The following is a 10,351-nucleotide window of genomic DNA, read 5'->3' as shown; positions in this document are numbered from 1 at the left end:
AAAGCCGCGCAGCGAACACCGGCGACACCCCCGCCAACTCCACCGCCATCCCCACCCACTGCGCCCCCTGACCCGGGAACACGAACACCGGCTTGACGGCGTGGGGCGCCTGTCCCTCGACGAGCCGACCGGTCGGCTCGCCCGCGGCGAGGGCCGACAGCGCCTCGCGGACACCGTCCCGTCCGGCGGCGACGACCACGGCGCGGTGCTCGAAGCGGGCGCGCGCGGTGGCGAGCGAGAACGCTGCGTCGGCGAGCGCCGGACCGGGGACGGACCCGAGGAAGGAGGCCAGTTCGCGGGCCTGGGCGCGCAGCGCCTCGGCGGACTTCGCCGAGAGGACCCAGGGCAGCACCGCGTCGTCCGGCACCGGGGCCGGGGCCCCGGTCTCCGGCTGGGTCTCCTCGGCCTCCTCCAGGATCACGTGGGCGTTGGTGCCGCTCATGCCGAAGGAGGACACCGCCGCGCGGCGGGGCTCGCCCGTGGCCTCCCAGGGCCGGGCCTCGGTCAGCAGCGACACCGCGCCCGTGGACCAGTCGACCTGCGGGGTGGGCTCGTCCACGTGCAGGGTCCTGGGCAGGAGCCGGTTCCGCAGTGCCAGCACCATCTTGATGACGCCCGCCACACCGGCCGCGGCCTGGGTGTGCCCGATGTTCGACTTGATCGAACCGAGCCACAGCGGCCGGTCCTCGGAGCGCCCCTGACCGTACGTGGCGAGCAGCGCCTGCGCCTCGATCGGGTCCCCCAAGGTGGTGCCCGTGCCGTGCGCCTCGACGGCGTCGACCTGCTCGGGCGCGAGCCGGGCGTCGGACAGCGCCTGGCCGATCACCCGCTGCTGGGCGGGGCCGTTTGGGGCGGTCAGACCGTTGGACGCGCCGTCCTGGTTGACGGCCGAACCACGGATCACCGCCAGCACCCGGTGCCCGTTGCGCCGCGCGTCCGACAGCCGCTCCAGCAGCAGCAGGCCCACGCCCTCACCCCAGCCGGTACCGTCCGCCGAGGCCGCGAACGGCTTGCAGCGGCCGTCCCGGGCCAGCCCGCGCTGACGGGAGAACTCGGTGAAGGTGGTCGGGCTGGCCATCACGGTGACCCCGCCGGCCAGGGCGAGCGAACACTCCTCCTTGCGCAGCGCCTGTGCGGCCAGGTGAAGGGCGACCAGGGAGGAGGAGCAGGCGGTGTCGACCGTGACGGCCGGGCCCTCCAGTCCGAGGGCGTAGGAGATGCGGCCGGACAGCACACTGCCCGCGTTGCCGGTGGCGAGGTAGCCGTCGACCTCCTCGGGCCCGGCGACCAGGACGGTGCCGTAGTCGCCGCCGTTGGAGCCGACGAAGACGCCGGTACGGCTGCCGCGAACCGACTCGGGCGTCACCCCGGCCCGCTCGAAGGCCTCCCAGGCGGTCTCCAGCAGCAGCCGCTGCTGCGGATCCATCGCCAGGGCCTCGCGCGGCGAGATCCCGAAGAAGCCCGCGTCGAACTCGCCCGCCTCGTGGAGGAAGCCGCCCTCCCGGACGTAGGAGGATCCGGCGCGGTCCGGGTCCTCGTCGAACAGGGCCTCCAGGTCCCAGCCGCGGTCGGTCGGGAAGGGGGACACGGCGTCACGGCCCGCGACGAGCATCTCCCACAGCTTCTGCGGGGTGTCCGCGCCGCCGGGGAAGCGGCAGCTCATCGCGACGATCGCGATGGGCTCACGGGAGGCGTCGGCCAGCCGGCGGTTCTGTTCCCGCAGCCGCTCGGTCTCCTTGAGCGAGGTCCGCAGCGCTTCCAGCAGCTTGTCGTTCGATGCAACCATTTCTCAGTTCCACACTTTCCCGCGGATCGCTCAGGATCCGTTGTTGCCCAGGGCCAGCTGAATCAGCGCGTCGGCGTCCATCTCGTCGATGGCGGCCGGTGCGTCCTCGGCGGGCGCCGAGGACGTCTCTTCGAGGCCGGCGAGCCTCAGCAGTACGTCCATCAGTCCGGCCTCCCGGATCCGGGAGAACGGCAGGGTGGCGAGCGCCTGCCGGATCCTCGCCTCCTCCGGGTCGGCGCCGCCCGGGCCGCCGGTGAGCTCGGTCAGCAGGTGGTCGGCGAGCGCGGCCGGCGCCGGGTGGTCGAAGACCAGGGTGGCGGGCAGGGCCAGGCCGGTGGCCGCGCCGAGCCGGTTGCGCAGTTCGACCGCCGTCAGCGAGTCGAACCCCAGCTCCTTGAAGGCCTGTTCGGCGTCGATCCGCCCGGCCGTGCCGTGACCGAGCACGCCGGCCACGTGGGTGCGCACCAGTTCCAGTACGGCATCCGCCCGCTCGGCCACCGGGAGGACGGCCAGCCGCTCCGCGAAGCCGGAGCCGGAGCCGGAACCGGAGTTGACCGGGCCGTCCTGCGGCGCGGTGCGCACGGCCTCGGGGATCGCACCGAGCAGCGGGCTCGGACGGCCCGAGGTGAAGCCGGGCGCGAAGCGTCCCCAGTCGATGTCGATGACCGTCGCCGTGGGCCTGCCGTCGGCCAGGAGCCGTTCGAGCGCCGAGAACGCGGTGTCGGGGCGCAGCGGCGACATTCCGGCGAGCCGCATCCGGGCCTCGACGGCCGGGTCGGTCGCCATGCCTCCGGCGGCCCAGGGGCCCCAGGCGACGGAGGTGGCCGGGAGTCCCAGGGCGCGGCGGCGCTCGGCCAGCGCGTCCAGGTGGGCGTTGGCCGCGGCGTAGTTGCCCTGCCCGGCGCCGCCGACCGAACCGGCGACGGAGGAGAAGAGGACGAAGGCCGAGAGGTCCAGGTCCCTGGTCAGCTCGTCGAGGTGGTCGGCGGCGTCGGCCTTCGGGCGCAGCACCCGGGCCAGCCGCTCCTCGGTCAGCGACTCCACCACCCCGTCGTCCAGCACACCCGCCGCGTGGAACACCGCGTCGACCGGGTGCTCGGCGAGCAGGGCCGCCAGCGAGTCCCGGTCGGCGACATCGCATGCCTCCAGCGTGACCTTCGTGCCCAGTTGCTCCAGTTCTGCGGCCAGTTCACGGGCGCCCGGGGCGTCCGGACCGCGTCGGCCGGTCAGCACCAGCCGCTCGGCACCACGACCGGCCAGCCAGCGCGCGACGTGCGCGCCCAGTGCGCCGGTGCCACCCGTGATCAGCACCGAGCCCGGGGCCCGCCACTGCTCACCGGTCGGTGCGGCACCGGCGGCGGAGGCGTCACGCACCAGTCGGCGGCCGTGGGCGCCGCCCTCGCGGATCGCCACCTGGTCCTCACCGGTCGCACCCGACAGGACCCGCACCAGCCACGCACCGGCCTCCCCACCGAGTCGGACCGGGACATCCACCAGACCACCCCACGACAGGGACCGCTCCAGAGCCACCACCCGCCCCAGACCCCAGACCTGAGCCAGCGAAGCAACCGGCGCGCCATCCGCCCCACCCACCGACACCGCACCCCGCGTCACACACCACAACGGCGCCGACACACCCGACTCACCCAGCACCCGCACCAACGACAGAACCGCCGCGGACGAGTCCAGGCACGACACCACACCACTCAGCGCCCCACCCGACAACACCACCCGCGAGACCTCACCGGCCGCGCACTCCACCACCTCGGCACCCGCCGCAGCCAACACGGCCACCACATCGGCACACCCACCCGCCGACACCACCAACCACCGACCCGACAACACACCCGGCCCCCGACCAACGAGCGGCGCCCACGTGACGCGGTACAGCAGCTCGTCCAGCTCGGACGCACCCGCGCCGCCCAGCCACGCGGGCAGCTCGGCCCGCTCGGCCGGGATCGGCCAGTACCGCTCGCGCTGGAAGGCGTAGGTCGGCAGATCGGGGACGGAGGCGGCGGTCGGTCCGACGAGCGCCGACAGGTCGACCCGGGCACCGGTGGCGTACGCCCGTCCGAGCGCGTCGAAGAGGGTCCGGGGCTCGGGGCGGCCCTTGCGCAGCAGCGGAATCGTCACGGCGTCGGTGGCCGCGTCGTCCTGCGGGCCGGCGAGGATGCCCTGCGCCATCCCGGAGAGCACGCCGTCGGGGCCGAGTTCGACGAAACGGGTGGCGCCCAGCTCGGACGCGGTGCGCACGCCGTCGTGGAACAGCACCGCCTGGCGGACGTGGCGCACCCAGTAGTCGGGGCTGGTCAGTTCCTCCGCGGTGGCGAGGGCGCCGGTCACGTTGGAGACGACCGGGATTCGGGGCTCGGCCGCCTTCAGGGTGCTGACGACCGCGCCGAACTCGGCGAGCATCGGCTCCATCAGCGGCGAGTGGAAGGCATGGCTCACCGACAGACGCTTGACCCGGTGACCGGCCGCCTTCGCCGCCCGCTCGATCTCCTCGACCGCCCCGGCATCGCCCGAAAGGACCACCGAGCGCGGGCCGTTGACCGCCGCGACATCGACCGAACCCTCGGAGCCCGCGAGCAGCTCTGCGGCGGTCTCGGGCGTGACGGCCACCGACAGCATCGCGCCACCGGCAGGCAGCGCCTGCATCAACCGGCCACGCGCCGCCACCAACGCGGCAGCGTCCTCCAACGAGAACACCCCCGCCACATGCGCCGCCACGACCTCACCGATCGAGTGCCCCAACAGCAGATCCGCCGTGACACCCCACGCTTCGAGGAGACGGAACAGCGCCACCTCCAACGCGAACAGCCCCGCCTGCGCCCACACCGTCCGGTTCAACACCTCGGCATCCGAACCGAACACCACATCCCGGACCGAACCGCCCAGATGCCTGTCCAACTCCGCACACACCACGTCGAACGCACCCGCGAACACCGGGAACGCCCCGTACAACTCCCGGCCCATCCCCAGCCGCTGGGACCCCTGACCGGTGAACAGGAACGCCGTCTTCGCTCCCTCCCGGGCGAGCTGGATCTCCCCCGCACCGGCCGCCAGGCCCTCCAGCGCTGCGAGGAGCTCCGCACGGTCGGCAGCGGTGAGCACGGCACGGCGGGTGAAGGCCGTGCGGGTCAGCGCGAGTTCGCGCCCGACCGCGCGGAGATCCGCGTCCGGGCGGGAGGCGAGGTACTCGCCCAGCCGCTCGGCCTGGGCGCGCAGCGCCTCCGCCGTCCTGGCCGACAGCGGCCAGACCACCGGGGTGGTGGACGGCAGCGGAGCCGGGGCCGGAGCCGCCTCGTCCTCCGTCGGGGCCTCTTCGAGCACGAGGTGCGCGTTGGTGCCGCTCATGCCGAACGAGGACACGGCGCCCCGGCGCGGACGGTCCGTCTCCGGCCACTCCCGACGTTCCGTCAACAGCGACACCGCGCCCGAGGACCAGTCGACGTGCGGCGTCGGCTCGTCCAGGTTGAGCGACTTCGGCAGCACGCCGTTGCGCATCGCCATGACCGTCTTGATGACGCCCGCCACACCGGCCGCGGCCTGGGTGTGCCCGATGTTCGACTTGATCGAACCGAGCCACAGCGGCCGGTCCTCGGGGCGCCCCTGCCCGTACGTGGCGAGCAGCGCCTGCGCCTCGATCGGGTCACCGAGGGCGGTACCCGTGCCGTGCGCCTCGACGACGTCGACGTCGCCGCCGGTCAGACCCGCGTTGGCGAGGGCCTGGCGGATCACCCGCTGCTGGGACGGACCGTTGGGCGCCGTCAGACCGTTGGACGCGCCGTCCTGGTTGACGGCCGAACCACGGATCACCGCCAGCACCCGGTGCCCGTTGCGCCGCGCGTCCGACAGCCGCTCCACGAGCAGCATGCCCGCGCCCTCCGACCAGCCCGTACCGTCGGCCGCGGCGGCGAACGGCTTGCAGCGGCCGTCCGGTGAAAGACCGCGCTGGCGGCTGAACTCGATGAACGACACCGGGGTGGACATGACCGTCACCCCGCCGGCCAGTGCGAGCGAGCACTCCCCGCGCCGCAGCGCCTCGGCGGCCAGGTGCAGCGCGACCAGCGAGGAGGAACAGGCGGTGTCCACCGTCAGCGCCGGTCCTTCGAGGCCCAGCGTGTACGCGATCCGGCCGGAGGCGACGCTCCCGGCACCGCCCGTACCGAGGTACCCCTCCAGGTTCTCCGCGGAAGCCGAGACGAGCGCCGTGTAATCCTGACCGTTGGTGCCGACGAACACGCCGGTGCCGCTGCCGCGAACCGACTCGGGCGTCACACCGGCCCGCTCGAAGGCCTCCCAGCTGGTTTCGAGCAGCAGCCGCTGCTGGGGGTCCATGGCCAGGGCCTCGCGGGGTGAGATCCCGAAGAAGCCCGCGTCGAACTCGGCCGCGTCGTGCAGGAATCCGCCGCCGCGGGTGTAGGTCGTGCCGGTCCGGTCGGCGTCGGGGTCGTGGAGGGCGTCGAGGTTCCATCCCCGGTCGGCCGGGAACGGCGTGATGGCGTCGACCTCGCCCTCGACCAGCCGCCACAGCTCCTCCGGCGAGTTCGCCCCGCCCGGGAAGCGGCAGCTCATGCCGATGATCGCGATCGGTTCGTCGCTGCCGACGGTGCGGTGCGCGACCTGCGTCCGGTCGTCCCCTCCGAGCAGTTCGGCCCGCAGGTGCCGGACCAGCGCGGCGGGGGTGGGGTGGTCGAAGACCAGGGTCGTGGGCAGGGTCAGCCCGGTCGCCCGGTTCAGCCGGTTGCGAAACTCGACGGCCGTCATGGAGTCGAAGCCGAGGTCGCGGAAGGCGCGTTCGACGTCCTCGGTCTCCTGCGCGTCGTGTCCGAGCACGGCGACGACGGTGTCCCGGACCAGGTCGAGCAGGGCGCGGCCCGGATCCTCGGCCAGGTCGAAGCCGTGCGTCGGGGCGGGCTCTGCGGCGCTCTCCTCCTGGACGGCCGGCTGCTGCGACCGCGTCCGGCGTGCCTCGGTCGGGACGGCGTCGGGCCAGTAGCGCTGACACTGGAAGGGGTACGTGGGCAGGTCCACGCGGCGGGCACCCGAACCCTCGTACACAGCCTGCCAGTTGACGCCGACGCCCCAGCAGTGCAGGGCACCGAGGGCGGCGGCTACGGCCTGGTCCTCCGGGCGGTCGCGGCGCAGGAGGGAGATGAAGGCGTGGCCGTCGGCCTCGCTCAGGCAGTCCTGGGCAAGGGTGGTCAGAACGCCGTCCGGGCCCAGCTCGACGAAACGGGCGGCGCCCAGCTCGGACGCGGTGCGCACGCCGTCATGGAACAGCACGGCCTGGCGGACGTGGCGCACCCAGTAGTCGGAACTGGTCAACTCCTCCGCGGTGGCAAGGGCGCCGGTCACGTTGGAGACGACCGGGATCCTCGGCTCGGCCGCCTTCAGGGTGCTGACGACCGCGCCGAACTCGGCGAGCATCGGCTCCATCAACGGCGAATGGAAGGCATGGCTCACCGGCAGACGCTTGACCCGGTGACCGGCCGCCGTCGCCACCCGCTCGATCCCCTCGACCGCCCCGGCATCGCCCGAAAGGACCACCGAACGCGGTCCGTTGACCGCCGCGACATCGACCGAACCCTCGGAGCCCGCGAGCAGCTCTGCGGCGGTCCCGGGCGTGACGGCCACCGCCAGCATCGCGCCACCGGCAGGCAGCGCCTGCATCAACCGGCCACGCGCCGCCACCAGCACGGCAGCGTCCTCCAACGAGAACACCCCCGCCACATGCGCCGCCACGACCTCACCGATCGAGTGCCCGAGCAGCAGATCCGCCGTGACACCCCACGACTCCAGCAGGCGGAACAGCGCCACCTCCAGGGCGAACAGCCCCGCCTGCGCCCACACCGTCCGGTTCAACACCTCGGCATCCGAACCGAACACCACATCCCGGACCGAACCGCCCAGATGCCCGTCCAACTCCGCACACACCACGTCGAACGCACCCGCGAACACCGGGAACGCCCCGTACAACTCCCGGCCCATCCCCAGCCGCTGGGACCCCTGACCGGTGAACAGGAACGCCGTCCTGCCACCGACGGCAGCGGCATCCACCAACCCCTTGGCCTGGCGCCCCTCCGCCAGGGCCTCCAGCCCCCGCAGCAGACCCTCACGGTCCCCCGCCACCACCGCCGCACGGCGGGCGAGCGGGGACCGGGTGGTCGCGAGCGAGAAGGCCAGGTCGGCCACGGTCAGGGACCCGTCCCCAGCGACGCGGGCGGCCAGTCGGGCCGCCTGCTCGCGGAGCGCGGCATCGTTGCGCGCGGAGAGCACGGAGACCGGCGGGACCACCGCCGAGCTCGCCGGAGCGGCCGTCTTCGCACCCTGCGGGGCCTGTTCGAGGATGACGTGGGCATTGGTCCCGCTGATGCCGAAGGAGGACACACCCGCCCGACGCGGACGCCCCGTCTCCGGCCACTCCAGGTTCTCCGTCAGCAGCGCGACCTCACCCGCCGACCAGTCCACATGCGGCGACGGCGCGTCCACGTGCAAAGTCCGAGGCAGCACACCGTGCCGCATCGCCTGCACCATCTTGATCACACCCGCCACACCCGCCGCAGCCTGCGTGTGCCCCAGGTTCGACTTCACCGACCCCAGCCACAACGGACGCTCCACAGAACGCCCCTGCCCGTACGTCGCCAGCAACGCCTGCGCCTCGATCGGATCACCCAAGGTGGTGCCCGTACCGTGCGCCTCCACCGCATCGACCTCGCCGGCCGTCAACCGGGACTTCTGGAGGGCCATGGTGATGACCCGTTGCTGGGAGGGGCCGTTGGGCGCGGTCATCCCGTTCGAGGCGCCGTCCTGGTTGACGGCCGAGCCGCGGAGCACCGCCAGCACCTGGTGGCCGTTGCGCCGCGCGTCGGAGAGCCGTTCCAGCAGCACCAGTCCGATGCCCTCGGACCAGGAGGTGCCGTCCGCGGCGGCCGCGAACGGCTTGCAGCGGCCGTCGGCGGCGAGACCGCGCTGACGGGAGAACTCGATGAAGGTGTTCGGGCTGGACATCACGGTGACGCCGCCGGCGAGCGCCAGCGAGCACTCGCCCTCGCGCAGCGCCTGGCTCGCCAGGTGCATCGCGACCAGCGACGAGGAGCAGGCGGTGTCGATCGTCACGGCCGGGCCTTCGAGGCCGAGGCTGTAGGCGATCCGGCCCGAGGCGATGCTGCCCGCGCTGCCGTTGCCGGCGTAGCCCTCCAGGCCCTCCTGGTCCTGCACCAGGTTGACGTAGTCGTGGTACATCACGCCCGTGAAGACGCCGGTCTGGCTGCCCCGGACCGAGGCCGGTGCGATCCCGGCCCGCTCGAAGGTCTCCCATGCGGCCTCCAGCAGCAGCCGCTGCTGCGGGTCCATGGCGAGGGCCTCGCGCGGCGAGATCCCGAAGAAGACCGGGTCGAAGTCCGCTGCCCCGTCGAGGAATCCGCCCTCACGGACGTACGAGGTTCCCTGGCGCTCGGGGTCCGGGTCGAACAGTGCGTCGAGGTCCCAGCCGCGGTCGTCGGGGAAGGCGCTGATCGCGTCGCCGCCGTTCGCCACGAGGTCCCAGAGGTCCTCGGGGGTACGGACGCCGCCGGGGAAGCGGCAGCTCATGCCGACGATGGCGATCGGCTCGTCGATCGGCGCGGCCGTGGTCGCGCCCGCCGTCGGGAGTGCGGCCCGGCCTTCGAGCAGTCGGGTGCGGAGGTAGCCGGCGAGGGCGGACGGGCTGGGCTGGTCGAAGGCGAGGGTCGCGGGCAGGCGCAGTCCGGTGGCGGCGCCGAGCCGGTTGCGCAGCTCGACGGCGGTGAGGGAGTCGAAGCCGAGGTCCTTGAACACCTGGCCGGGGTCGAGCGGTTCGTTCGCCGCCAGGCCGAGCACCGTCGCCACCTCGGTGGCCACCAGGTCGAGCAGCACCCGCTCCTGCTGGGCCTCGGGGAGGCCGGCGAGGCTCCGGGCGAGGCGGTTGCCGTCGGAGGCGCCGGTGTCGGCCGCCGCGGCGGCGTTCCGCCGGACCGGGGCCGTCACCAGTCCGCGCAGGACGGGCGGCAGTTCGCCCGCGGTGCGCAGCGAGGCGCGGTCCAGGCGCATCGGGTACAGCACGGGGTGGTCGTGGTTCAGTGCGGCGTCGAAGAGGGCGAGGCCCTCCTGGGTGGACAGCGGCAGCATCCCGCCCCGCGAGATCCGCCCCACCTCCACCGAACCCAGCCCCGCCGTCATCCCACTGCGCTCGGCCCACAAACCCCACGCCAACGACGTCGCCGGCAGACCCAGACCCCGACGGAACTGCGCGAACGCGTCCAGAAACGCGTTCGCCGCCGCGTAACTCCCCTGCCCAGGAGCCCCCAACACCCCCGACGCCGACGAGAACACCACGAACGCCGACAGACCCACACCCACCGTCAACTCGTGCAGGTTCAACACCGCGTCCACCTTCGGACGCAACACCCCGTCCACCCGCTCCGCAGTGAGCGAACCGACCACACCATCGTCCAGCACACCCGCCGCATGCACCACAGCGCTCAGCGGCCGCTCAGCCGCAATACCCCCCAACAACTCACCCAACGCCCCACGATCAGCCGC

At 73.3% G+C, this 10,351-nt stretch carries 2 protein-coding genes; both read right to left on the bottom strand.

Annotated elements, in window-relative coordinates:
• On the bottom strand, positions 1-1,786 hold a 1,786-nt coding region (locus tag ACIRVF_RS42745), incomplete at its 3' end, for a type I polyketide synthase (RefSeq protein WP_402830610.1).
• A gap of 30 nt (positions 1,787-1,816) precedes the next feature.
• Positions 1,817-10,351: type I polyketide synthase (locus tag ACIRVF_RS42740; RefSeq protein ID WP_402830608.1), on the bottom strand; the 8,535-nt coding region annotated here is incomplete at its 5' end.

Origin of the sequence: Kitasatospora sp. NPDC101157, from assembly GCF_044768255.1 — a bacterium.
GTDB lineage: Bacteria > Actinomycetota > Actinomycetes > Streptomycetales > Streptomycetaceae > Kitasatospora.
Note: the sequence above shows the minus strand (reverse complement) of the source record. Positions and strands in the feature narration are given on the sequence as shown.